The 24,157-nt window shown below is 65.0% G+C and carries 19 protein-coding genes and 1 pseudogene; 12 read left to right on the top strand and 8 right to left on the bottom strand.

The annotated features are described in order from the left end of the window. Nucleotides 1-2 precede the first annotated feature (2 nt). From BRAGE_RS0115535 to BRAGE_RS0115520, 4 genes are all read left to right on the top strand, one after another. Nucleotides 3-659, top strand: coding sequence for a hypothetical protein (locus BRAGE_RS0115535; RefSeq protein ID WP_027558071.1), 657 nt, complete (start codon nt 3-5; stop codon nt 657-659). Continuing rightward, nucleotides 659-1,477 (top strand): sugar phosphate isomerase/epimerase family protein, encoded by an 819-nt coding sequence (locus tag BRAGE_RS0115530; RefSeq protein WP_028146292.1) that lies wholly within the window; start codon nt 659-661, stop codon nt 1,475-1,477. Before BRAGE_RS0115535 ends, BRAGE_RS0115530 begins: the two co-directional genes overlap by 1 nt. A 16-nt stretch (nt 1,478-1,493) precedes the next feature. Then, nucleotides 1,494-3,206 carry an FAD-dependent oxidoreductase gene (locus tag BRAGE_RS0115525; RefSeq protein WP_028146291.1) on the top strand — a complete coding sequence of 571 codons (1,713 nt, stop codon included), beginning with the start codon at nt 1,494-1,496 and terminating at the stop codon, nt 3,204-3,206. Nucleotides 3,207-3,292: 86 nt separating this feature from the next. Then, nucleotides 3,293-4,108, top strand: coding sequence for a hypothetical protein (locus tag BRAGE_RS0115520; RefSeq protein ID WP_027558073.1), 816 nt, complete (start codon nt 3,293-3,295; stop codon nt 4,106-4,108). A 202-nt stretch (nt 4,109-4,310) separates the two neighbouring features. Here the strand turns inward: BRAGE_RS0115520 and BRAGE_RS0115515 are convergent, their stop codons facing one another. Beyond that, on the bottom strand, nt 4,311-5,507 hold the full coding sequence (locus BRAGE_RS0115515) for a M24 family metallopeptidase (RefSeq protein ID WP_027558074.1): 1,197 nt from the start codon (nt 5,505-5,507) through the stop codon (nt 4,311-4,313). 141 nt (nt 5,508-5,648) lie between these two features. After that, nucleotides 5,649-6,626, bottom strand: a complete 978-nt coding sequence (locus tag BRAGE_RS0115510) for a LysR family transcriptional regulator (protein ID WP_027558075.1) — start codon at nt 6,624-6,626, stop codon at nt 5,649-5,651. A gap of 227 nt (nt 6,627-6,853) precedes the next feature. Here BRAGE_RS0115510 and BRAGE_RS0115505 point away from each other — a divergent pair, with 227 nt between their 5' ends. The 3 genes from BRAGE_RS0115505 to BRAGE_RS0115495 are packed head-to-tail and all read left to right on the top strand — an operon-like array spanning nt 6,854 to nt 9,326. Continuing rightward, complete coding sequence (locus BRAGE_RS0115505) at nt 6,854-8,062, top strand: ABC transporter substrate-binding protein (protein ID WP_027558076.1); 1,209 nt, start codon at nt 6,854-6,856, stop codon at nt 8,060-8,062. Next, nucleotides 8,059-8,808: a nitroreductase gene (locus BRAGE_RS0115500; RefSeq protein WP_035729746.1), complete on the top strand. Its 750-nt coding sequence runs from the start codon at nt 8,059-8,061 to the stop codon at nt 8,806-8,808. Before BRAGE_RS0115505 ends, BRAGE_RS0115500 begins: the two co-directional genes overlap by 4 nt. Next, the gene (locus BRAGE_RS0115495; protein WP_027558078.1) at nt 8,787-9,326 is read left to right on the top strand and encodes a DUF4863 family protein; all 540 of its coding nucleotides are present in this window, start codon (nt 8,787-8,789) and stop codon (nt 9,324-9,326) included. Before BRAGE_RS0115500 ends, BRAGE_RS0115495 begins: the two co-directional genes overlap by 22 nt. Before the next feature lie 249 nt (nt 9,327-9,575). Here the strand turns inward: BRAGE_RS0115495 and BRAGE_RS0115485 are convergent. Then, nucleotides 9,576-9,760, bottom strand: a pseudogene (locus tag BRAGE_RS0115485) (3'-5' exonuclease); the annotation flags it as partial. 136 nt (nt 9,761-9,896) lie between these two features. On the opposite strand from BRAGE_RS0115485, the gene BRAGE_RS0115480 reads away from it, so the two are divergent. The 5 genes from BRAGE_RS0115480 to BRAGE_RS48690 all read left to right on the top strand — a co-directional run bounded on the left by BRAGE_RS0115480 (nt 9,897) and on the right by BRAGE_RS48690 (nt 18,656). Next, the gene (locus tag BRAGE_RS0115480; protein WP_027558080.1) at nt 9,897-11,672 is read left to right on the top strand and encodes an adenylate/guanylate cyclase domain-containing protein; all 1,776 of its coding nucleotides are present in this window, start codon (nt 9,897-9,899) and stop codon (nt 11,670-11,672) included. Nucleotides 11,673-12,353: 681 nt separating this feature from the next. Next, nucleotides 12,354-13,385 (top strand): TRAP transporter substrate-binding protein, encoded by a 1,032-nt coding sequence (locus BRAGE_RS0115475; RefSeq protein ID WP_027558081.1) that lies wholly within the window; start codon nt 12,354-12,356, stop codon nt 13,383-13,385. A gap of 16 nt (nt 13,386-13,401) precedes the next feature. Then, complete coding sequence (locus BRAGE_RS0115470) at nt 13,402-15,291, top strand: TRAP transporter large permease (RefSeq protein WP_027558082.1); 1,890 nt, start codon at nt 13,402-13,404, stop codon at nt 15,289-15,291. A 20-nt stretch (nt 15,292-15,311) separates the two neighbouring features. Further along, a complete protein-coding gene (locus tag BRAGE_RS0115465) occupies nt 15,312-16,973 on the top strand; it encodes an acyl-CoA synthetase (protein ID WP_027558083.1) in 1,662 nt (553 codons plus the stop codon). A 237-nt stretch (nt 16,974-17,210) separates the two neighbouring features. Next, entirely contained in the window at nt 17,211-18,656 is a 1,446-nt protein-coding gene (locus BRAGE_RS48690; protein ID WP_051377891.1) for an autotransporter outer membrane beta-barrel domain-containing protein, read from the top strand. Nucleotides 18,657-18,707: 51 nt separating this feature from the next. Here BRAGE_RS48690 and BRAGE_RS0115455 read toward each other — a convergent pair whose 3' ends face one another. The 5 genes from BRAGE_RS0115455 to tmk form a co-directional block, all read right to left on the bottom strand. Then, nucleotides 18,708-19,505: an MBL fold metallo-hydrolase gene (locus BRAGE_RS0115455; protein WP_027558084.1), complete on the bottom strand. Its 798-nt coding sequence runs from the start codon at nt 19,503-19,505 to the stop codon at nt 18,708-18,710. A gap of 13 nt (nt 19,506-19,518) precedes the next feature. Then, on the bottom strand, nt 19,519-20,295 hold the full coding sequence (locus tag BRAGE_RS0115450; protein ID WP_027558085.1) for a TatD family hydrolase: 777 nt from the start codon (nt 20,293-20,295) through the stop codon (nt 19,519-19,521). Between the two features lie 12 nt (nt 20,296-20,307). Next, nucleotides 20,308-22,317: a methionine--tRNA ligase gene (metG, locus tag BRAGE_RS0115445; protein WP_084334145.1), complete on the bottom strand. Its 2,010-nt coding sequence runs from the start codon at nt 22,315-22,317 to the stop codon at nt 20,308-20,310. Nucleotides 22,318-22,426: 109 nt separating this feature from the next. Next, nucleotides 22,427-23,473: a DNA polymerase III subunit delta' gene (locus tag BRAGE_RS0115440; protein WP_027558087.1), complete on the bottom strand. Its 1,047-nt coding sequence runs from the start codon at nt 23,471-23,473 to the stop codon at nt 22,427-22,429. Next, entirely contained in the window at nt 23,470-24,156 is a 687-nt protein-coding gene (gene tmk / locus BRAGE_RS0115435) for a dTMP kinase (RefSeq protein ID WP_027558088.1), read from the bottom strand. Before tmk ends, BRAGE_RS0115440 begins: the two co-directional genes overlap by 4 nt. Between the last annotated feature and the right edge of the window lies 1 nt (nt 24,157).

Raw genomic sequence — 24,157 nt, 5'->3', positions numbered from 1 at the left:
CTATGCGCGGAGCGGGATTTCTCGCGATCTGGAGCGACGTCGAGGCGCACGATCTGACCGATTACCGGCACTGGCTGACGCGCGAGCACACCACCGAGCGAGTGACAACCAAGGGCTTTCTGGCGTCGCGCGTCTTCCGCGCCGCGCGGGACGACATCAACCGCTTCTTCATCCTGTACGAGCTCGAAGCGCCCGAGGTCCTCGACGGCGAGGCTTATCTCGCGCGCCTCAACGCACCGAGCCCGTGGTCGCAGCGCATCATGCCGAAGCTCGGCAACTTCATCCGCGGCGGCGGCGTCATGGTCGCGCGGGCAGGGCGAGGCGAGGGGGCCACGATCACGGCGCTGCGGATCGAGGCGTTGCCTGAAAACCCGCAGAAGCTGGCCGAGGCGCTCGTCGCCTGCGACGGAATTGCCGCCGTGCAGATCGGCGCAACCGACGAGGCGCGGACGTCGGTTCAGACAACGGAGAAAGGCATGCGGAAGGACGAGGGCTTCTTCGCGGGGCTGTTGCTGATCGAGGCGCTCGACGAGGCCTCGCTCGACGCTACATTGCAGCAGGCGCGCAGGATTGCGCCCGAGGTCATGGACCGCGCCAGCGAGGCGGAGGTATATCAGGCCATGTTCGCGCTCGACGCCCGCATCGCGGATTTCGGCTGATGGCCAGTTTCTCGCTCGCCGCGCTCACCGTGCTCGAGCTCGCGCCGCCGGAGATGATCACCCTGGCAGCCCGCTGCGGCTACGACCAAGTCGGCCTGAGGCTGTTGCCTGCCACGCCGGACGGGATCGCCTATCGCCTGATGGACGACGCGCCGCTCCTGCGGGAGACCTTGCGGCGATTGGAGTCGACCGGCGTGACCGTGGCGGATCTCGAGGTCGTTGCGTTCAGGCCGGAGACGGACGTTGCGTCCTTCACGCCCTTCTTCGAGGCCGGCGCCCGCCTCGGCGCCAGGCACATTCTTGTCGCTGCCTACGACCCGGATCTGGCACGGTTCTCCGATCGCTATCGGCAGTTTTGCGAAGTGGCGGCAAAGTACGGCCTGACGTCCGATCTCGAATTCATGCCCTGGACCTGCGTCCCGGACCTGAAGACCGCAATGCGGATCGTCGCCGAGGTCGATCATCCCGCAGCCGGCATCCTGGTCGATGCCCTGCATTTCGATCGGTCGCAAAGCTCTCTCGCGGATCTTCGCACCATCGAGATCGAGCGGCTTCACTACTGGCAACTCTGCGACGGCCCTGCCGAACGTCCGGCGACGGCTGAGCAGCTCATCCATGCCGCGCGCGAGGAGCGGATGTTTCCGGGCGAGGGCGGCATCGATCTCGTCGGCTTGACGAAGGCGATGCCGGAGGGCCTGACCATCAGTATCGAGGTGCCGACCGTTCAACTGGCGAAGACCGTCGATGCCGAAACGCGGGCGCGCCGGGCTCTCGCGGCGGGCAGGGCCGTGGTCGAAAGGGCGCGCGCGGCGGCGTGAGAGAAGGTGGCTCGGGATGGCGCAAGCCGATCGCTCCTGGGACGTTGAAACCGATCTCTTGGTCGTCGGCGCCGGTGCGGCCGGCATGACCGCCGCGCTGGTTGGTGCCCTCGAAGGGCTCAACGTCATCCTCTGCGAGAAGTCGGACATGGTGGGCGGGACCACCGCGACCTCCGCCGGGACAGTCTGGATTCCGGGCAACCGGCAGGGACAGCGCGCCGGAACGCCTGATACGGTCGAGGCCGCGCGTACCTATCTTGCCGCGATGCTCGGCGAGCAAGCGACCGACCAACGCGTGGACAGGTTCCTCAAGATGGGTCCGGTCGTTCTCGACTATCTCGAGCAAAAGACGAGCGTCCGGTTCGCGGCGCCCCCGGTCCACCCCGACTACAAGCACCTTCCGGGCGCCGCGATCGGCGGCCGCGCACTCGGAGCCGTTCCGTTCGACGGCCGCAAGCTCGGCGACGATTTTGCCCGCATCAGGCCACCACGCCGCGAGTTCATGGTTCTCGGCGGCATGATGATCGGCAAAGCCGACATTCCCGCGCTGCTCGCTCCCTTTCGCAGCTGGGCGAATTTTCGGCACGTCGCCGGTCTGCTCACCCGGCATGCGCTGGATCGCATCAACCACAAGCGCGGAACGCGCCTGATCATGGGCAATGCGCTCGTCGCGAGGCTCTTTGACAGTGTGCGCCGGGCCGGCGTCACTGTGCGGTTTGAGACCGGGCTTCGCGAGCTCATATGCGACGGCGACGAGATCGTCGGTGCGGTTCTTTCGTCTCCGGCGGGAGAGCTGAGGATACGCGCCCGCAGAGGCGTGGTACTGGCAAGCGGAGGCATCGGCTGGAGCCGCGAGCTTCGCGAACGGCTGTTTCCGGAACCGGCGCGCCGCTTTTCGCTCGCGCCGACGTCGAACACGGGCGACGGTATCCTGGCAGCCGAGCGCATCAACGCCGCCATCACGCGTGACCTCGACAGTCCGGCCCTGTGGATGCCGAGCTCGGTGATGGCGCAGGCGGACGGCCATGTGTCGGTATTCCCGCACATCATGCTCGATCGGGCCAAACCGGGACTGCTGGCCGTCAACAGATCGGGCCGCCGCTTCGTGAACGAGGCCGATTCCTACCACGACTTCGTGGCCGCGATGCTGCGATCGAACGCACCGTCTTCAATTCCAGCCTTCCTGATCTGCGATCGGACCTTCATCAGGGATTTCGGCATCGGGCTCGTTCACCCCGGCACCCGGAACCTGAATGAGTTCGTACAAGCCAATTATTTGGTCGAGGCGGAGACGATCGCGCAGCTGGCGCAAAAGATCGGCGTCGATGCCGGGCAGCTTGCTGCGACGATGGAGCGATACAATCGCTACGCCGACTCCGGGGTCGACGAAGATTTCGGTCGCGGTTCAAGCCCGCTCAATCGCTTCAACGGCGATCCCCTGGCCGGCCCCAATCCCTGCCTGCGGCGGATCGGCCCGGGTCCGTATTATTCGGTCGCCGTGTGGCCGTCGGATCTTGCCAGCAGCGCCGGCTTGCGCACGGATTCGAGCGCACGGGTGTTGTCTCGCGATGGGAAGATCCTGTCCGGACTATACGCGGTCGGGACCGATGCTTCCTCGATCTTCCGCGGCACGTACCCGGGGCCCGGCACGATGATCGGGCCCGCCATCGTGTTCGGCTGGTGTGCTGCGATGGATGCGGCCGGAGGCAGCTGTGCTACGCCGGAGTAGGGCTCCTGCAATTCTTTGCCGGATGAACCTTCGCGCCCGGCGCCGGCACAAAGACTGGAGATCGCTCCGACCCGCCTGGAATTGCCATGAGATCGCTTGCCTTGCTGTGCCTGCTAGCCCTGGCCGCGCCTGCTCATGCGGCCGCGCCCGAGCAGCACTATCTCGACCTGCGCGACCGCTACATCGCAAAATTCTCGAAGGCCAAGGAGAACGACGAGACCTATAAGCAGCACGATGCGGCGCTGAAGGAGCTGGCCGGCGTGCTGCGCGGCCTGGTCGGGCCGGTCACGATCAAGGGGCTGCCTGCGGAGGGAACGTCGAACGTCGATACGCTGTTCAAGGACGACATCGGCTTCGGCCATCTCGACGGCCTCGGCTTCGCCACCGAAGGCGACAAGCTGCAGGCCGTCGTGACCACGACCGGGCTGCTCAAGCACTGGCTCGCCGAGCATCGCGAGGACGGCATGCCGCAGGAGGCGGGCGCCGCCTTCAAGTCGGACCGCTTCTACTATCAGGCGATCCAGGACGCGGCCTTTGCCAAATATGCGGAGCTGCCAGTCACCAAGCCCGCATCCGCGAGCGCCGCGGTCGCCGTGCTCGGCATCCGCGGCAACGGCGATTTGAAGGGAGCGCCGCACGAAATCGACGTCGTCGCGATCGTGGGCGACAAGGTCTACTTCCTCGCCGCAAGCGAGGCCGTGAAGACGGCCGAGATTCCCGCTTGCGAAAAGGTCTGGAAGCAGATGATGGCCAGGAAGACCCCACAGGACGCCATGGCCAAGGAAAACCAGGCGATGGACGCCTACACCAAGTGCTTCGCCAAGGAAGCGCCGAACCAGAGCTGGTTCGCGGCCGCGGTGAAGAAGGCGCAGAGCCAGCTGGAGATGCTACTGGCGCGGTAGTTCAGATCATTTTGGTCGATGCGCTGACGGCTGGCTCCCTTAACCTCGCCCGCTTGCGGGAGAGGTCGGCGCGAAGCGCCGGGTGAGGGCTCTCTCCTCTCAGGGAGTCTCTCCAGCGGAGACACCCTCTCCCCAGCCCTCTCCCGCAAGCGGGAGAGGGGGCGCACCTTCTCCGCGGCTCGCACCAGATAGTCTGCGAGATCTAAAGGCCCCGCCCGCCCAAATTCCACCCGCGGCCGCCCTCGCCAAAAATCTCGTAGCCCGCAGCCGTCACTGCGACCGTGTCCTCGAGCTTGATGAAGCCGCGCTTCGGATGCTTCATCGTGGTCTCGATCGAGACCACCATGCCGGGCTCGAGCGGCAGGCGGGCATCCGTGTCGTCGTAGGGGACCGGACCCGTGGCGGTCAGGCGAGGGGCCTCATGGCTGACGAGGCCCATGCCGTGGGCCAGGAAGTCCGTGCAGTCGCGCTGGGTGATCTTTGCGAGCTCCCGCTCGGCCGCGACGTAGATGTCGCCACCCATGGCGCCCGGCCGGACCGCCGCAAACGCGGCGCGCTGCACCGCTTCGATCTCGGCAAGGCAATCCTTCAGCTCGCCGTCGGGCTCGCCGAGCACGGCCATGCGCGCGAGGTCGCCGATATAGCCGTGATAATTGCCGCCGGAATCGAGCGACAGCACGTCGCCTTGCTCCCAGCGTTGCGATGAGGGTGCCCGGTTGTGGCTGCTGCCGCAGGCGAGCAGGCAATATTCGAAGGTCAGGCCGCGATTGGCTTCGGCGATGCGTAAGGCATCCGACAATTGCTGCTTGGTCGTGCCGGGGCCATGCTTGCTGATCACCTCCAGCATGGAGGTGATGACGAGCTCGGAGGCCGTCTTGAGCTTTGCCAGCTCGTCCGCCGACTTCACCGCGCGCAGCCGCTCCAGCACCAGCAGCGCGTCCTTGAGCTCCGCGCCGGGCAGGGCGTCGGCCAGCGCCTTGCCGGCATCCATCGGCAGGAACGCCATCTCGACCCCGACCCGCTTCAACGGCACGCCCGCGTCCTTGATCAGGCCCACGGCCCGCGTCACGGCATCGACCGAGCCGTTGGACTCGGTCCGGACCTGCGGCACCCATGGCGGCGCCACGGCGCGCTGATGGGTCTCCAGACGGTGCCCGATATAGACGGACTTCTCCGGCGCGCCCTTGGGATAGACCAGCACCGGCAGATAGCGGCTGACGCCCATGGCATCCATGTAGTCGAAGAAGATCGCGCGCTCGGCGCCCAGCAGGTACTGCACATTGTGCTTGGAGGTCGCGACCAGCACGTCGAGGCCGGCGGCTTCCATCAGGCGGTCGAGCTTGGCGGCATCGAATGGAAGCGCGCGCGAGCGGCCTGCCTGGGCGACGTTCTCCTGCATGACGAACTCCCTGAGTGGCGGTTCAGACCGCCTTGTTGATCTCTGTTAGGACTGCGAGCCCAGTCTAGCACAACCTCCACACCAGCGCGCCCACCTGGTCGCATTCATGAAACATGGAACCAGGCCGCGGGGCGCGTTCAGCTAGCGTCCACGCCTGAGGTCTTCGGTCGCGCGCCTCAGGGTCTCGTGGAGCCAGTCATGCGATGGCTCGCCTTCGATACGTTCGTGCCACAGCAGCCGGACCTCGACAGGAGTTGTGGCGTAAGGCAGCTCGCATGTTGTGACGGCATGCGCGCGTTCGAATGCCCGCGCCAATGGACGCGGAACGATGGCTGCGAACTCGGAGTCCGCGAGCAGGGCGGGCAAAGCGAGGAAATGCGGCAGCGAAACGGCTATGCGCGGCGGCCGGTCGCTTTCGGACAGGGCGCGCTCCAGCGCAGCGCGATCGTACATTTCCGATCGCCTGGCAAGGCCACGCTCGGAGATGAAGCCTCCGATTGCGCCCTCCTGTTCGCCGCCGAAGGAGACGACGACCAGCGGCATGCGGGCCAGAGCCGCGTTGTCGATGCGGCCGAGCTTGCGCTTTCCGCCGACGATCAGCACGTCGTCATATTCGAACAACAGCGAGGTGCGGAAGCGGCTCGGCGGATCCGAGAAGACGCCGATCGCAACGTCGATACGGCCAAGGTCGATCTGCTCGGCGAGGTCGATCCGCGTCACCGGCTTGATGATGAGGTCGATCGCCGGCGCTTCAGCCTTCAGTATCTTCAGGAGCGGTGAGGCCAGCACCATCGTGGTGAAGTCGTTGGCGGCGAGGGTGAACTGCCGGGTGGAGGCCGCCGGAACGAAGCTCGGCTGTTCGACTGCCGCCTCGAGAGACCGCAGGGCCTCGCGAACCTGTGGCGCCATCGTCAATGCGCGCGCCGTCGGCTGCATGCCGGTCGCCGTGCGCACGAACAGATCGTCTTCCAGCATCTCGCGCAGCCGGGCGAGCGAATGGCTCACGGCGGATTGACTGAGGGCCACCCGCTGGCTTGCCCGCAGCACGCTGCGCTCCTCCATGACGGCGTCGAAGACCTTGAGCAGGTTCAGGTCCAGGGTCTTGAAGGAAACAGCCACGAGCAGCACACCGTCTCAAGGCGGATCGCGCGCCCGTTGCGTACCTGCGATCTGATCCAGTTAAGGCCAACCACGCAGCGGACGCAACCGAGCAGGTTGCCGGACCCGACGCCTGGCCGTTCGCCGCACCAATCTGAAGGTCGTTCAGGATCACTCTGCAAGAGTTTCACTTCCGCAATTGCGCGATCCCGTCATGATCCCGACGCCGGATTTGGAGGAGACGGGCAATGCAATCCTGCGGAATGTCGATCGGAGCTATTGGAATAGCACTGGCGCTGTTTACGGCCTCGGCGGTCGCACAGGATGGTCCGGTGAAACTCGGCGTCCTCACCGACATGTCCTCGCTCTACGCCGACAATGGCGGCCAGGGCTCGGTCGTCGCCGCGCAAATGGCCGTCGACGATTTCGGTGGTCAGGTGCTGGGGCGCAGCATCCAGATCGTCGCGGGCGACCATCAAAACAAGGCCGATGTTGGCGCGACCATCGCCCGGCGGTGGCTCGAAAACGAAAACGTCGAGGTCATTCTCGACGTTCCGAACTCCGCGGTCGCGCTGGCGGTGCAGGGCATCACGCGCGACAAGAAGAAGCTGTTCCTCGCCACCGGCGCGGCCACATCCCGCCTCACCGGCGACGAATGCTCGCCGACCGGCATTCACTGGACCTACGATACCTATGCGCTGTCACAGGGAACGACGCGGGCGATGTCGCGTCTCGGCGCAAAGTCCTGGTACTTCATTTCGGTCGACTATTCTCTCGGCGCGCAGCTCGAGGCCGACAGCCGCAAGGTCATCGACGCCATGGGCGGCAAGGTGCTCGGCGCCGCGAAACATCCGATCAACACACCGGATTTCTCCTCCTTTCTGCTCCAGGCGCAGTCCTCGAAGGCCGACGTGATCGCGCTGGCCGATTCCGGCGGCGACTTCATCAACGCGGTCAAGCAGGCCGGCGAATTTGGCATCACGCAGCATCAGAAACTGGTCGGGCTGCTGGTGTTCATTGCCGACATTCACAGTCTCGGACTGCCGAGCGCCCAGGGCCTGATGCTGAGCTCGGCGTTCTATTGGGACCTGAACGAGGACACGCGGGCGTGGTCGAAGCGCTTCATCGCGCAGACCCAGAAGGTCCCGACCATGATCCACGCCGGCACCTATGGCGCGGTGATGCACTACCTCAAGGCAGTTCAAACGGCCGGCACGCTGGATGGACCGGCCGTCGCCGCCAAGATGCGCGAGCTGCCCGTGAACGATTTCATGACGCGAAATGGGCGGATCCGGGAAGACGGCCGGCTGGTCCGCGACATCTATCTGTTTCGCGTCAAGTCGCCCGAGCAGTCGAAATACAAGTTCGACTATTACGAGCTGCTGGCGACGATCCCGGGTGACGAAGCGTTCCGGCCGATGGAGCAGGGTGGCTGTCCGCTCTTGAGGAAGCCATGACCGGCGCGGGGGCGGCTGCGCAGAACCGTATCGACGAGATCATCGCGGGCCGTTTTGCATGCCGCGATTTCTCGGGCGAGCCGGTCGGGCGAGGGACCATCGAGCAGATTCTCCGCGTGGCGCGGTTTGCGCCAAGCGGCGCCAATATCCAGCCCTGGCACGTCTACGTGCTGGCGGGCGCCGCCAAGGACAGGGTGTCGGCGGCACTGCGCAAGGCGCACGAAACCGCCCGCGACGCGCACGTGTCGGAGTACAGCTATTACGCCAGCGACCTGCCCGAACCCTACCTGCAGCGACGACAGGAGTTCGGCCGGTTGTTCTACGGCTCGCTCGGCATCGCCCAGACCGATAGTGACGCGAGGAGTGCCCAAACCGCCAAGAACTATGCGTTCTTCGGCGCGCCCATCGGGCTGATCGTCACCATCGACCGGCGCCTGCAGGTCGGGAGCTGGCTCGACCTCGGCATGTTCGTCCAGAACGTGCTGCTGGCCGCGGCAGGCCACGGGCTTCAGTCCTGTCCGCAGGAGACCTTCTCGAAATACCACGGGATCCTGCGGCCGCTGCTGTCGATCCCGGCGGAGCAGATGGTGGTGTGCGGCATCTCGATCGGCCGCGCAAGGCATCAAATCACGGGCAGGCTGATGCCGCGAGCTGATATCGCGGAGTTCGCTTCGTTCGCAGGCTTCAAGGAACAAAGTGCAACCCAGATGGAAAGGACAAGACCATGGGAAGCCGAGACGAACTGATTGCGTGCAGCATTCCGTTTCTGCGCGAGGTCAAGGACATGACGCCCGGCGCGGAGATGGAGCGGTGGCTCAATGACAAATACGGCGAGGGCAGCCAGCTCTATCAGGACCTGGCCCGCCTGATTAAGTTCGGGGTCGCCGAAGGCTGGGCGGCGAACCAGGAGGTCGACGGTCCGAACTACCGGCGCAGCCGCATCCTGGAGCCGGTGCCCGAGACGTTCCAGTTCAGCATCACGGCCGTCTACATGAACAGCGCCGATCCGCGCCGCTTCAAGGACGAGGACGACCACGACGTTCTGCGCGGGCAGTATCACGGTCACCCCTATGGCGAGCTGAACCTGGTCGTGCCGCTGGACAAGGGCGCCGAGCTGAAGGGGCTGCAGGGCTGGCAGGGGCCCGGCTGGACCGCGCCCGATCCCGGCAGCCGGCACTATCCCGAGGTCCGCGGCGGCGCCGTCATCGCGCTGTTCTATCTGCCCGCCGGACGCATCTCGTATGACTTCGCAGCGCCGTCCTGATGGACGGCCAGACGATTTCGGGTGACGCCGTCTGCGAGCGTCACCCGATGTGAAGAAGGCACAGCCAGGTCCGCGCGGCGGCGATCCGTCGCGACGGCCACGAGCTGTAAGCCCGCTGGCCATGACCCATTGCCACACCGCTCCGCCGTTTGAGTCTGAGATGCGGGAATGGCTCAGTGTGCTCCACTCTTTCGACAACTCGACGCCGATCGCCGACATCGCGAACACCTTCGCGCGGCTCTAGGTCCCGATCGTCTCCCTGCGCGCCGTCTCCAGTAGGATGGCAAGCGCGGGCGCGTTCGTCGTCGGAAGCTCGAAGGCGAGAACTTCGAGAAGCGCGTGGCAGTCGTCGACGGCCCTGTCGGCCTGATGGAAGTAGCCGACGCCATTGAGCAGACGCGCCAGTCGACCTCGGTCGCGCTGCAGGCCCAAGAGCTCTAACAATCCTACGGACCTCGACATGCCCTGGAACCACCTGCTAGGCTGAGCGGTCCCTGGTGGACGCTTACAGGGCGGTCCCGTGTAGAGAAAGGCGTGGTAAGCCCCACCTTTAGCTTCACGGAGCACGGTATGGCCGAAATCCGAAAGATCGCCGCGATCCTTGCCGCTGATGTCGTCGGCTTCAGTCGTCTGACGAACACGGACGAGGATGGCACGCTGGCGCGGCTTCGGGCACTTCGGAGCGAACACCTCGATCCAACCGTTGCAGCCCACCACGGCCGCGAGTTCAAGTGGACGGGCGACGGCTTCTTGGCCGAATTCAGAAGCGTGAGCGACGCCGTCTGTTGTGCGCTCGACATCCATGCGGCCATGCCGGATCGCAATACGGGTTTGCCAGCTGACCGTCGCATCGAGTTTCGCATCGGAATCCACCTCGGCGAGATCATTGAAGAAGACGATGGCGACCTTATGGGGGACGGGGTCAACATCGCGGCCAGGCTCGAAAGCATCTCGGCCCCAAATGGCATCTGCATCTCAGCCGCCGCATACGATCAAGTTCGCAACAGATTGAATCACGACGTCGTCGACCTCGGCGAGCGGGATCTCAAGAACATCCAGCGCCCCGTCAGAGCTTATCTGATCGGGGGAAAGGCGAACCATGGGAGCGCCGCCGCGGAGAGGTCGATTGGCTCCGCAACGGGTCGGTCCCAGGCGGAGAGGCCCTCTCTCGCGGTGTTACCCTTCAAGAATCTCGGGGGCGACCATGAGACCGACTATTTCGCGGATGGTATCGTTGAGGACATCATCACAGCCCTAAGCCGCACGCGATGGCTGTTCGTCATCGCTCGCAATTCGTCATTCATCTACAAGGGCAGGCCCGTTGACGCTCGCCAAGTCGGGCACGAACTCGGTGTGCGCTACCTCGTCGAAGGCTCGATCCGGAAGGCGGGACAGAGGGTCCGAATCTCGGGACAGTTGATCGAGGCCGCAACGGGGCGCCATCTCTGGGCTGACCGCTTCGACGGGGATCTCGCGGACATCTTCGATCTACAAGACAGGATCACCGCTTCGGTGGTGGTAGCGATCGAACCAAGCGTTCGCCTGGCCGAGATTGAGCGCGCCCAGCGGAAGCCGACGGACAACCTGGACGCCTACGACCTGCTCCTCCGCGCGCTCCCCCCGATAAACGCCTATACGCGAGAGGGGTTCGTGGAGGCTGAAACCCTGCTGCGTCGCGCGGTGGCGCTCGATCCAGCCTACGCGGAAGCGCTCGCGGCCCTTGCGGAGTGCCTGGTACGAATGACGCTCAACGGCTGGGTGGCGAACAAATCGGCTGCAACGGCCGAAGCCGCCGACCTCGCGGCGAGAGCCGTCACCCTTGATCCCGCGAACGCCACGATTCTTGCCATTGCGGCCTGGGCCTATTCGACGGTTGGCGTGCGGTTCGAGCAATCCCTCGAGCTTGCGGACCGTGCTCTCGCGATCCACCCAAACTCCGTTCATGTCCGTTCGTTTTGCGGGTGGGTGTACAACTATTTTGGGGAGAGTCTCAAAGCCATCGAGCAGTTCGAAGAGGCGCGGCGGTTGAGCCCGATCGATCCGAAGAGCTATTTTCCAATGCTCGGGCTTGCGGTGGCCCACTTCTTTGCTGGCCACTTCGAGGAGACCGTGGCGATCACAGGCCGTATCCTGGCGGAGGTGCCGACCCACAACGTCGCGCGCCGCTACCGAGCCGCAGCCTTCGCACACCTTGGTCGCTTGAACGAGGCTCGCGCCGCGATCGTCGATCTCCTGCAAGCTCAGCCGAGTTCGAGTCTTCGGAACTCCCGCAGCAGCGTGTTTCGGGATCAGCGCATGTCCGATCTTTACATCAGCGGTTTGGAAAAGGCAGGCCTCCCCGAGTGACAGCGGGATTCTGAGAACAACCGAAGCTCTTAGGCCAGCGTTACGCCTGACGTCGTGTTCTTCACCCGAAATGCCGAGCCCCTGGAAAGGCGGCTGGAGCAGGGTGCTGTTTGACGCCCGCTGCATAACTTGTGCGGCCACTGCGCGCCGGCGGAATTTCCAGCCGGAACTGCCCGCCTCAAAGCGCTTGGGCATAGGCCGCCGGTCTGCCGAATGGCGACCCGAATCCCACGGGCTTCTAAAGCTTCGCGGCTCCTGTTTGCCCGCCAGACTCAACTTCCGCAGCCAGACTCAGAGTAGGGCCCGTCAGACCCAATTTGGGTCAATCGCCACAGCGGCACCAGCCCGTACACCCATATCCACAATTCGCATAAGGTATATTATGGAATATATTTATACGTAATTAGATCAAATATTTAGGCGGAATTCCTGACACCATGCCTTCGCTCCGGCGCGTTTTCCGGCTTCCGGCTCGACCATGGCCTCAGCGCTTGACGGCTACTGTGCATGGGGTTGTTTTTCAGATTTTGAATCCGGCGCCTGTGCCGAAAGCCGATATTGCCGTGATGATGTCCGGCTGCAATAAGCGAGGCCTCGCGAGATCGCAGATGACCTTCTGACCGTCCGTCCGTATAGGTTTGCATCTCAGAACAACAACAAACCTTCCGAGGAAGCAGACCCATGGTCTTTTCGACGCGCTTTTCCCGACGCACGCTTCTCAAGGCCTCCGCCGCGACCGCGGTCCTGGGCGGCCTCAGTGCGCCCCATGTGGCCCGCGCCCAGAGCGCCGAGTTCACCTACAAATATGCCAACAACCTGCCGGACACCCATCCGCTGAACGTCCGCGCCCGCGAGATGGCGGCGGCGATCAAGAGCGAGACGAACGGCAAGTTCGACCTCCAGATCTTCCCGAACAACCAGCTGGGTTCCGATACCGACATGCTGAGCCAGATCCGCTCCGGCGGCGTCGAGTTCTTCACGCTGTCGGGCCTGATCCTGTCGACCCTGGTGCCGGCAGCCTCGATCAACGGCATCGGCTTCGCGTTCCCGGACTACGCCACGGTCTGGAAAGCCATGGACGGCGATCTCGGCGCTCATGTCCGCGGCGAGATCAAGAAGGCCGGCCTCGAGGTCATGGACAAGATCTGGGACAACGGCTTCCGCCAGACCACTTCCTCGAGCAAGCCGATCAACGGTCCTGACGACCTCAAGGGCTTCAAGATCCGCGTGCCGGTGTCGCCGCTGTGGACCTCGATGTTCAAGGCGTTCGACGCCGCGCCCGCCTCGATCAATTTCAGCGAGGTCTATTCCGCGCTGCAGACCAAGATCGTCGAAGGCCAGGAGAATCCGCTTGCGATCATCTCGACCGCCAAGCTGTACGAGGTCCAGAAGTACTGCTCGCTGACCAACCACATGTGGGACGGCTTCTGGTTCCTGGCCAACCGCAGAGCCTGGAGCGCGCTGCCGGAAGACGTGCGCACCATCGTCGCCAAGCACATCAATGCCGCCGCGGTGAAGGAGCGCGAGGACACCGCCAAGCTCAACGCCAATCTCCAGCAGGAGCTCGCGGGCAAGGGTCTGACCTTCAACCAGCCCGCTGTGGCGCCGTTCCGCGACAAGCTGCGCTCCGCCGGCTTCTATGCCGAGTGGAAGGGCAAGTATGGCGACCAGGCCTGGGACCTCTTGGAAAAGGCCGTCGGCAAGCTGTCGTAACGCGTTGGGAGCCGTCATGGCTCATGTCGGGGTCGAAGCGAACGAAGTTACGGGCGAGGCTGCTGCTCAGTCCCCTCGCCGACCTTCGCTGCTGGCATCGCTCGAGCGCTGGCTCGGCCTCCTCGTCGAAATCCCGGCGGCGATCCTGGTCGTCGCCGAGATCGCGATCCTATTTGCCGGCGTGGTCGCGCGCTACGGCCTGCATCGGCCGCTGATCTGGTCGGACGAGCTCGCCTCGATCCTGTTCCTGTGGCTCGCCATGCTGGGCGCGGCGGTGGCGTTCCGCCGCTCCGAGCACATGCGCATGACCGCGGTCGTCGCCAGCGCGGGCCCGGCGATGCGGGCCTGGCTCGATCTGGTCGCGGTCTGCGCGGCGCTGGCGTTCCTGGTGCTGATCGTCTGGCCGTCCTGGGAATACGCCTACGAGGAAAGCTTCATCACCACGCCGGCGCTCCAGATCTCGAACATCTGGCGCGCCGCGGCGCTGCCGGCCGGCATCGGCCTGATGGCGGCGTTTGCCTTGCTGCGGCTCGTGCGCGCGGCCGATTACCGGATGGTGCTGATGGCCGCGCTGTCCGTGGCCATCGTCGTCGGCCTGTTCTGGCTGGCGCAGCCTTACTTACGGCCGCTCGGCAATCTCAACCTCGTCATCTTCTTCGTCGGCGTCGCCGGCTTCTGCGTGTTCGGCGGCGTTCCCATTGCGTTCGGGTTTGGCCTTGCGATCTTCGGCTATCTGGCGCTGACGACGCGCACGCCGGTCATGGTGCTGGTCGGGCGGATGGACGAGGGCATGAGCCACCTCATCCTGCTTTCGGTGCCGCTGTTCGTGTTCTTAGGCCTGCTGATCGAGATGACCGGCATGGCGCGAGCCATGGTGGCGTTCCTGGCGAGCCTACTCGGCCACGTCCGCGGCGGCCTGCATTACGTGCTGGTCGGTGCCATGTACCTTGTCTCCGGCATCTCCGGCGCCAAGGCCGCCGACATGGCCGCGGTCGCGCCGGTGCTGTTCCCGGAGATGAAGCAGCGCGGCGCCAAGCCCGGCGATCTCGTCGCGCTGCTGGCTGCGACCGGCGCACAGACCGAAACCATCCCGCCGAGCCTCGTGCTGATCACGATCGGCTCGGTCACCGGCGTTTCGATCGCCGCCCTGTTCACCGGCGGCCTCTTGCCCGGCGTCGTGCTCGCGGTCACGCTCTGCATGCTGGTGTGGTGGCGCTACCGCCACGAGGACATGAGCCATGTCCGCCGCGCGACGGGTAGCGAGATCGGCAAGACCTTCATTGTCGCCCTGCCCGCACTCGCGCTGCCCTTCGTAATCCGCTACGCCGTGGTCGAGGGCATCGCCACCGCGACCGAAGTGTCCACAATCGGCATCGTTTATGGCGCCCTCGTCGGCCTCCTCGTCTACCGCCGCTTCGACTGGCGGCGGCTGTTTCCGATGCTGGTCGAGACTGCGGCGCTGTCCGGTGCGATCCTGCTGATCATCGGCACGGCCACCGGCATGGCCTGGGGCCTGACCCAGTCCGGCTTCTCGCGCTCGCTGGCATCCGCCATGACCGGCTTGCCGGGCGGAGCTGCGACCTTCATCGCCGTCTCGATCCTCGCCTTCACCATTCTCGGCAGCGTGCTCGAGGGCATTCCGGCAATCGTGCTGTTCGGGCCGCTCTTGTTTCCGATCGCCCGTGCGGTCGGCGTGCACGAGGTGCATTATGCCATGGTAATCATTCTGGCCATGGGCATCGGCCTGTTCGCCCCGCCCTTCGGCGTCGGCTATTATGCCGCCTGCGCCATCGGACGCGTCGATCCGGCTGAAGGCATCAGGCCGATCTGGGGCTATCTGCTGGCGCTGCTGGTGGGATTGATCATCGTCGCGATCTTCCCCTGGATCTCGATTGGATTCCTTTGACGTGGTTTGAGGAGGTGTCGATGAGCGAGCGGCAGAACCAGTACGATATCGGCCTCGACAAGACCCCCGCCAACTACGTGCCGCTGAGCCCGCTCAGCTTCCTCGCGCGCAGCGCCGCGGTCTATCCCGATCACGTCAGCACGGTCTATGAGGGCCGCAGCTTCACCTGGGCGCAGACCTTTGAGCGCTGCAAGCGCTTTGCCTCATATCTCGCCGGCAAGGGCATCGGCGTCGGCGACACCGTCGCGGCGATGCTGCCGAACATCCCGGCGATGAACGAGGCGCACTTTGCCGTGCCGATGACCGGCGCCGTGCTCAACGCGCTCAACATCCGCCTCGATGCGCCCTCGATCGCGTTCCAGCTCGATCATGGCGGCGCCAGGATCATCCTGGTCGATCCCGAATTTTCCGGCGTGATCACCGATGCGCTGGCGCAAATGAGCGGACCGAAGCCGCTCGTGATCGACGTCGATGATGCCGCCTTCAAGGGCGGCAAGCGCATCGGCGAAATCGAGTACGAGGCTGCCGTCGCGCAAGGCGATCCGAACTTCACGGCGATCACGCCGAGCGACGAATGGAATGCGATCGCGCTGAGCTACACCTCGGGCACGACCGGCAATCCCAAAGGCGTCGTCACCCATCATCGCGGCGCCTATCTCAACGCCGTCAGCAACATCCTCGCCGGCAATCTCGGCCAGCATCCGGTCTATCTCTGGACGCTGCCGATGTTCCACTGCAACGGCTGGTGCTTTCCCTGGACCATCGCGGCGGCCGCCGGCATCAATGTCTGCCTGCGCAAGGTCGAGCCGACGAAAATCTTCGAGCTGATCAGGCAGCACGGCGTCACCCACATGTGCGGTGCGCCGATCGTCTACAACACGCTGATCAACGCACCCGATGCGCCCAGGGAAACGTCAACCGGCAATGCCGCGCGCCGCGTCGTCGGCCTGATCGCCGGTGCTGCGCCGCCGGTCGCGGTGCTGGAAGGCGCCGAAAACATCGGCATCAAGCTGACGCATGTCTACGGCCTGACCGAGGTCTACGGCCCCGCCTCCGTCTGCGCCGAGCAGCCCGGCTGGGACGAGCTTCCCGCCGCCGAGCGCGCACGCATGAAGCGACGGCAGGGCGTGCCCTACCCGCTCGAGGAAGCTGTCACCGTCATCGATCCGCAGACGATGCAGGAGGTGCCGCGCGACGGCGAGACCATCGGCGAGGTCATGTTCCGCGGTAACATCGTGATGAAGGGTTACCTGAAGAACGAGAAGGCGACCCAGGAAGCATTCGAGGGCGGCTGGTTTCACACCGGCGATCTCGGCGTGCTCGACGAGCACGGCTACGTCACCATCAAGGACCGCTCGAAGGACATCATCATCTCCGGCGGCGAGAATGTTTCGTCCGTCGAGGTCGAGGACGTCCTCTACAAGCACCCTGCCGTGCTGTTCGCCGCCGTGGTCGCCAAGCCCGATCCGAAATGGGGTGAGGTACCGTGCGCCTTCATCGAGCTGAAGGACGGCGCGAGCGCGACCGAAGCCGACATCATCGCGTTCTGCCGCACGCAAATGAGCGGCTTCAAGACGCCGAAGGCCGTCGTGTTCGGACCGATCCCGAAAACCTCCACCGGCAAGATCCAGAAATTCCTGCTGCGCAACGAAGTCGGCTCGGCGAAGGCGATCTCGGCCTGAGGCCGTCCCCGCGCAGAAACATTCGGAAATAAAGCTGCGTTCGCGTGACGATTGCGTGTTGTCGCGAAACCGACTGTGTACGTTTGAAGACATCGCGACACGTCAGGAAAAGATTGGAAAACGTTAGAGACGCATTTACGTTTCGCTCCAGTCGGATTCGCTGCTTCCACATGATTCGCCGCGCGGGCTGCGCGGCCGGCGACCGGCGCGGTTGGGGCGCTTCATGCGGCTGGTGTCGTGAGCATCGACGTGCGTGCGCGTCTGGCGCTGCTGCTATTGACGGCTGGACTGCTGCTGCCGCGCGCGGCTGACGCACAGGTCATGCGCGAGTTCGGCGCCTTCGGGGCGACCGAGAATTTTGGCTCGGGCCCGAACGGGCCGGCGAACGTCGTCAATTTCAACATCGTCAGCAATGCTGGCGTCGGTATGGGCGGCCCCATGTATATGAGCGGTCCCATGTACATGGGTGGCGCCATGTACGGTGGCCCGCAGCTGATATCGGGGGGCGGCGGCGCGCCTCTCGGCAACGGTAATGGCGGCGGCGGGATGCCGCCGAACTACGTCGGCAGCGCTGATCCGGCGGGCGTTTCCACTGCGCGCTTCGGCATGCTGCAGGTGTTTCGTGCCGGTTCCAACGGCAACGCTGCGCAAACCGAGACGGCCCAGGCGACGTTCCTTGCGATGACCCAGTTCACGCAGACCCTGCTCGATCCCGCCATTGACGGGCGCGGGATTGGCCCTGCCGAACTGGACGCAGAGCTCGCCGCCTACGCCGAGATCGGAAACGACCGCACGCATGGCGGCATCGGACGCGAGGCCTATGCAGCGACCTACGGCAAGCCCTCGCTCTCGGCGCCGCACTGGAGTGTCTGGGCTGCCGGCTTCGGCGGCTCACAAGTGTCGACCGCTGGCAGCGGCTCGGCCAGCCGCAGTTTCGGCACGGTGGTCGGCGCCGATTATTCTCTCTCGCCGCAGACGCGGATGGGCTTTGCACTCGCCGGCGGCGGCACCGGCTTCGTCAATAATTTCTCGAGCGGCCGCTCCGATCTGTTCCAGGCCGGCACCTTCGTCAGGCATTCGGTTGGATCGGCCTATGTCGCGACTGCGCTCGCCTATGGCTGGCAGGCCATCACGGGCGATTATCAGGTGACGCCGGCGGGCACCGATCAGGCCAGCGCAGCCACCAACGCCAACGCCTATTCGGGCCGCATCGAGAGCGGCTATCGCTTCGCGACGCCATGGCTCGGCATCACGCCTTACGCGGCCGGTCAGTTCACCATGTTCCGCCTTGCCGCCAATGCCAACCAGTCGGCTTACATGGTTGACGGCTCGGCGACCTCATCCGGAAGCGACAGCTTCACCGACACTCGCAGCGAGCTCGGCCTGCGCGCGAGCACGTCGTTCGTCGTCGCCGGCGGCCTGCTCGATCTGCGCGGCCGTCTCGCCTGGGCGCACGATTTCAGCGCGGCTCGATCGATGCCGGCGGTCTTCCAGGCCGTCTCTTCCCAGGGCTTGATCGCGGGCACCACGGCATTTGCAGTCGCGCCGAACTCGGCATTGTCTGGCGTCTCGCTCGAGCTGCGAGACATGAAGGGCTGGTCCGCGTCGGCGAATGTCGACAGCGAGCTGTCGAGCCTCGTGCGCTCCTACACCGGCAGGGCCGTTCTGCGCTACGTCTGGTGATCCTGCCCGCGCCGGACATGCGCGTCAGGAGCTACATCCGACCCGCTGCCTTTAGTGCGTCTCCAACCGCATCCCGTCATAGGCCGGCACGACGCCCGCGGGCAGCGATTGCCTGATGACCTCGTAATCGACATCGGCGGTCATGTTGGTGATGACGGCGCGCTTCGGCTTGAAGCGTTCGATCCAGGACAGCGCGTCATTGATGCTGAAATGACTGGAATGGGTGATGTAGCGCAATCCGTCGACGATCCAGAGATCGAGGTTCTCCAGCGCCCCCCAGCTCTCGCGCGGGATGTCGTTGAGGTCAGGCGTATAGGCCGCGTTGCCGATGCGATAGCCGAGCGCGGGGATCTGGCCGTGCTGCACCAGGAAGGCCGTCATCTTCACCGCGCCGCCCTTCCCCAAGATGGTCTGGCTCTCGCCGGCCTCGATGGAATGCCGCGTCAGGATCGGCGGATAGTCGCTGCCCTCCGGCGAGATGAAGCAATAGGAGAACCGCGCCATGATGTCTTTCGCGGTCGACTGATTGAAATAGGTCGGAATGCGCTTGCGCATATGGAGCACGACCGAGCGCAGATCGTCCATGCCGTGGGTCTGGTCGGCATGCTCGTGGGTCAGGAAGACCGCATCGATGTGATCGACATTGGCGTCGATGAGCTGTTCGCGCAGGTCAGGCGAGGTGTCGATGACGATCCGCGTAGTGCCGTGCTCGCCGGCCTGCTCGACCATCAGTGAGCAGCGGCGGCGACGGTTCTTGGGATTGTTGGGATCGCAAGCACCCCAGCCGAGTGCCGGGCGCGGCACGCCGGCGGAGGAGCCGCAACCCAGGATCGTCAGCGTCAGCGTCATGCGGCTCCCAATCTTACGCTTTCACCTTGGAGAACAGGCGGAAGAAATTGTCGGTGGTCTGGCGCGAGATCTCCTCGAGCGACACGCCGCGCGTCTCGGCGAGCACCTTGGCGACCTCGACCACATAGGCCGGCTCGTTGCGTTTGCCCCGGAACTTGCCGGGCGCAAGATAGGGCGAGTCTGTTTCAACCAGAATACGGTCCGACGGCAGTTCGGCCGCGAGCGCGCGCAGGGCCTCCGACTTCTTGAAGGTCAGGATGCCCGTGAAGCCGATATAAAGCCCGAGCGACACCGCCTTCAGCGCCAGATCACGCCCGCCGGTGTAACAATGCAGCACGGCGCCAAACGATCCCTTGGCCGCCTCCTCTTCCAAGATGCGGGCGCAATCCTCATCCGCCTCGCGTGTATGGATCACCAGAGGCAGGCCGGTCGTGCGAGCCGCGGCGATGTGGGCACGAAAGCCCCTCGCCTGCGCCTCGGGCGAGCCGTTGTCGTAGAAATAGTCGAGCCCGGCCTCGCCGAGCGCGACGACCCTGGGATGCTGCGTCAGCGCGATCAGCTCGTCCGGCGTGATGCCGTCCTCTTCATCCGCGTTGTGCGGGTGTGTGCCGACCGAGCAGTAGACGTCGTCGAACCGCTCGGCGATGGCGAGAAGCTGGTCAAGCTTTTTCACCCGCGTCGAGATCGTGACCATGCGGCCGATTCCGGCCGCACGCGCACGCGACACGATCCCGTCGAGATCTTCTGCAAAGTCGGGAAAATCCAGATGGCAGTGGCTGTCGACCAACATCGAATGAACGCCTTACGCCGCCGGCTCGATGTAGCGCGGGAAGGCCGGCGTCGGCGCGGGCAGCGTCGAGCCAGGCGCGATCCGCTTGTCGCCGCCGAGCATCGCAAAATCGCGCTCACCAGCGGGGATGCCGAGGCTGTCGAGCAACAGGCTGGACGCGGTCGGCATCGCCGGCTGGGCCAGGATCGCGATCTGGCGCACGACTTCGGCGGTGACATAGAGCACCGTCTTCTGCCGCGCAGGATCGGTCTTGGCGAGCGCCCACGGCGCCTCGCCCGCGAAATAGCGGTTGGCTTCCGCGACCACCGCCCACACCGCGTTGAGCCATTGATGGATCTGCTGCGTCGCCATCGCCTCACGTGATGCGGCGACCATGCCGTCGGCCAACGCCAGAATTGCCTTGTCGTTGTCACTGAACTCGCCGGGCTCAGGCAGCACGCCGCCGAGTTGCTTGGCGATCATCGACAGCGAGCGCTGCGCAAGGTTGCCGAGATCGTTGGCGAGATCGGCGTTGATGCGCGCGACGATGGCCTCATGGTTGTAGTTGCCGTCCTGTCCGAACGGCACCTCGCGCAGGAAGAAATAGCGCATCTGATCGACGCCATATTGGTCGGCGAGATTGAAGGGGTCGACCACGTTGCCGACCGACTTCGACATTTTCTCGCCCCTGTTGAACAGGAAGCCGTGGGCATAGACCCGCTTCTGCACGGGAATGCCGGCCGACATCAGGAATGCCGGCCAGTACACCGCGTGGAAGCGGATGATGTCCTTGCCGATGATGTGCACGTCCGCCGGCCAATAGCGCCAGTTCTTGTCGCTCTCGTCGGGGAAGCCGACGCCGGTGATGTAGTTGGTCAGCGCATCGACCCAGACATACATCACGTGCTCTTCGTCGCCGGGCACCTTGACGCCCCAGTCGAACGTCGTGCGCGAGATCGAGAGGTCGCGCAGACCGCTCCTGACGAAGCTCATCACCTCGTTGCGACGCGCATCCGGGCCGATGAAATCAGGATTGTCCGTGTAGAGCTTCAGAAGCTTGTCCTGATAGGCGGACAGGCGGAAGAAATAGCTCTTCTCCTCGACCCACTCGACCGGCGTGCCCTGCGGCCCGAGCCGCACGCCGTCGTCGTTCAGGCGCGTCTCGTCCTCGGCGTAATAGGCCTCGTCGCGCACGGAGTACCAGCCGGCATAGGTATCGGCATAGATGTCGCCGTTCGCTTCCATGCGCCGCCAGATCTCCTGGGTCGAGCGATGGTGCTGCTCCTCGGTGGTGCGAATGAAGCGGTCGAACGACACGTTCAGCCGCTCGTCCATTTCCTTGAACCGGCCGGCGTTGCGGGTCGCGAGCGCGGCCGGTGTCAGGCCTTCGTTCTGCGCGGTTTGGACCATCTTCAGGCCGTGCTCGTCGGTGCCGGTCAGGAAGAACACGTCCTTGCCGTCGAGCCGGGCAAAGCGCGCCAGCACGTCGGTGGCTATCGCCTCATAGGCGTGGCCGATATGCGGCTGGCCATTGGGATAGGCGATCGCGGTCGTGATGTAGAAGACGTTATCGCGCGCAGCAGCGACTGCGGGCGCGGCAGCTTGCGGAACGGCAACGGGCTTCGGCGCAGGCGGTGCCTCAGGCTTCGATACCTCAGGCTTCGATACCTTGGGCTTCGACACCTTCGGCTTCACAGCCTTCGGCGGCGTGGCGACGGGAGCCGGTGCGGCGGTCGCGACGGGCGCAGTCACCGCCGCCTTCTTGGCCACCTTCTTTGCCGGAGCCTTGTTCGTCGCCGGAGACTTGGCCGGTTTTTTGGCAGCCTTCTTCACTGCCTTCTTTGCGACGGCCTGCTTCTTCGCAGCTTTCTTTCCGGCCTTCTTCGCCGTCTTCTTCACACCCTTTTTGGCGGCAGCCTTCTTGGTCTTCTTGACCTTCCGGGCGCCTTTGCGCGCAAGCGCCTTCGCAGCCTTCTTCGTGGCTTTCTTCGCAGTCTTCTTGCTGCTCTTGCCCTTGGCAGTTTTCTTAGCTCGCGTTGCCACGACGAATTCCTTTACCGGCTTCTCAAAATCTGGAAACGAACCTGCGTTCGGTTATTGTTTTGAGCATGATCCTTTCGGAAAACCGCTCCGCACTTTTCCGGATCATGCTCTAGCGCGTTGCGTCCGCCAGCCAGCCGAACACCGAGAAAACCAAGGGCTTGCGCTCCAGATTGTAGGTTTCGGTGTCGCGCGCGGCGCGGACGATCTTTTCCCATACCTCAGCTAGGCGCGCAAGGCGCGGCAGGTTCTGGTTGGCACTGGCCTCGTCCGCATGCAGGCGTTCCGCGATCCAGCGATCGATGCCGTCGATGAAGGCCGCGAGCGCGACACGGTCGCTGGTGCCGAGGGAATCACCGAGCGCGTGCAATTCGCGCGGATCGACCTGGGGCAGACGCGCAAGCAGTGCCGCCGTGCGCTGCTGGAGTTTGAGCGCGTCACCACCGAGCAGTGTCAGCGCGCGCGCAACACCGCCCTCCGAAGCCTCCGCCGCCTCGCGCAGCGCCGGATCGTTCGCATCGAGGTCAGCCGCGAGAGCTGCCGCGCCGATCACGTCATCGGTGGCGAGCGGCCGCAGACGCAGCTTGCGGCACCGCGACTGGATCGTGGCAAGCACGCGCGCCGGCGCGTGACTCACCAGCAGGAACAGCGATTGCTGCGGCGGCTCCTCCAGGATTTTCAGCAGCGCGTTGGCCGCATTCGGATTGAGCTCGTCGACGGTGTCGACGATGCAGACGCGCCAGCCTTCGGCGGCCGCGGTGGAGCCGAAAAAGCCGATGGTCTCGCGCGTCTCGTCGACGGTGATCACGGTGCGCATCACGCCGCGGTCGTTGGCGGTGCGCTCCAGCGTCAACAGGCCGCCATGCGAGCTCGCGGCGACCTGCCGCGCCACGGGGTCATCAGGATCGATCGCGAGATCCTCGGCGCGCTGCACGGAAGACGCCAGCGGCTGGCCGTGCGCAAGCACGAAGCGCGCCATGCGATAGGCTAGCGTCGCCTTGCCGATCCCCTGCGGCCCGCCGATCAGCCAGGCGTGCGGGATGCGACCGCTGCGATAGGCCGTCAGCAATGCGCTTTCGGCCTCGCGATGGCCGAACAGCCTCGATGTCTCGCGCGGATGCGGGATGGCCGTCTCGCGCTCGGCCTGGCGCGGACTCATGCTGAGATCACCGAAGCCGGCGTGGGAAGGAGGCGGTCGCGGACTGCGGCCCAGACTCTTCCAGCGACCGTGTCGAGGTCGGAATTAGCGTCGATCAGCACGCAGCGTCCGGGCTCGTCCGCGGCGATCTTGCGATAGGCCTCGCGCAGGGCTTGATGGAAAGCGAGCTTCTCGCCCTCGAACCTGTCAGGCGTGCCGCTGCCGCGCCGCGCGGCGGCGCGCTCGAGGCCGATCTCGACCGGCAAATCGAGGATGATGGTGAGGTCCGGTTTGAGATCGCCGATCGTGACCCGCTCCATCGCGTTGATCAGCCCGGCCGGAACGCGGCCGAGACTGCCCTGATAGGCGCGTGTCGAGTCGGCGAAGCGATCGCACAGCACCCAAGCGCCCTGGTTGAGCGCGGGCTCGATCAGGGTGCGGACATGGTCGTCGCGCGCGGCCGCGAACAGCAGCGTCTCGGCCTCGGGCCCGAGCAGCTTGCCCATGCCCGACAGCACCAGATGGCGCATGATCTCGGCGCCCGGCGAGCCGCCCGGCTCGCGCGTGACGAGGATCCGCATCCTCGCCGCCTTGAGGCGGTCGGCGAGCTTCTTGATCTGGGTCGACTTGCCCGTCCCCTCGCCGCCTTCAAAGGTGATGAAGCGTCCCCGTCCGGACGGCCGCTTGACCGCGCTCTCACTCATG

This window comes from Bradyrhizobium genosp. SA-4 str. CB756 (genome assembly GCF_000473125.1).
In the GTDB taxonomy this organism is placed as follows: Bacteria; Pseudomonadota; Alphaproteobacteria; order Rhizobiales; family Xanthobacteraceae; genus Bradyrhizobium; species Bradyrhizobium arachidis.
The sequence above is the reverse complement of the archived record's forward strand: the minus strand, read 5'-3'. Positions and strand labels throughout refer to the sequence as shown.

Coding starts and splice junctions, on each gene's coding strand:
- BRAGE_RS0115535 (WP_027558071.1), top strand. CDS start 3: ATGCGCGGAGCGGGATTTCTCGCGATCTGGAGCGACGTCGAGGCGCAC.
- BRAGE_RS0115530 (WP_028146292.1), top strand. CDS start 659: ATGGCCAGTTTCTCGCTCGCCGCGCTCACCGTGCTCGAGCTCGCGCCG.
- BRAGE_RS0115525 (WP_028146291.1), top strand. CDS start 1,494: ATGGCGCAAGCCGATCGCTCCTGGGACGTTGAAACCGATCTCTTGGTC.
- BRAGE_RS0115520 (WP_027558073.1), top strand. CDS start 3,293: ATGAGATCGCTTGCCTTGCTGTGCCTGCTAGCCCTGGCCGCGCCTGCT.
- BRAGE_RS0115515 (WP_027558074.1), bottom strand. CDS start 5,507: ATGCAGGAGAACGTCGCCCAGGCAGGCCGCTCGCGCGCGCTTCCATTC.
- BRAGE_RS0115505 (WP_027558076.1), top strand. CDS start 6,854: ATGCAATCCTGCGGAATGTCGATCGGAGCTATTGGAATAGCACTGGCG.
- BRAGE_RS0115500 (WP_035729746.1), top strand. CDS start 8,059: ATGACCGGCGCGGGGGCGGCTGCGCAGAACCGTATCGACGAGATCATC.
- BRAGE_RS0115495 (WP_027558078.1), top strand. CDS start 8,787: ATGGGAAGCCGAGACGAACTGATTGCGTGCAGCATTCCGTTTCTGCGC.
- BRAGE_RS0115480 (WP_027558080.1), top strand. CDS start 9,897: ATGGCCGAAATCCGAAAGATCGCCGCGATCCTTGCCGCTGATGTCGTC.
- BRAGE_RS0115475 (WP_027558081.1), top strand. CDS start 12,354: ATGGTCTTTTCGACGCGCTTTTCCCGACGCACGCTTCTCAAGGCCTCC.
- BRAGE_RS0115470 (WP_027558082.1), top strand. CDS start 13,402: ATGGCTCATGTCGGGGTCGAAGCGAACGAAGTTACGGGCGAGGCTGCT.
- BRAGE_RS0115465 (WP_027558083.1), top strand. CDS start 15,312: ATGAGCGAGCGGCAGAACCAGTACGATATCGGCCTCGACAAGACCCCC.
- BRAGE_RS0115455 (WP_027558084.1), bottom strand. CDS start 19,505: ATGACGCTGACGCTGACGATCCTGGGTTGCGGCTCCTCCGCCGGCGTG.
- BRAGE_RS0115450 (WP_027558085.1), bottom strand. CDS start 20,295: ATGTTGGTCGACAGCCACTGCCATCTGGATTTTCCCGACTTTGCAGAA.
- BRAGE_RS0115440 (WP_027558087.1), bottom strand. CDS start 23,473: ATGAGTCCGCGCCAGGCCGAGCGCGAGACGGCCATCCCGCATCCGCGC.
- tmk (WP_027558088.1), bottom strand. CDS start 24,156: ATGAGTGAGAGCGCGGTCAAGCGGCCGTCCGGACGGGGACGCTTCATC.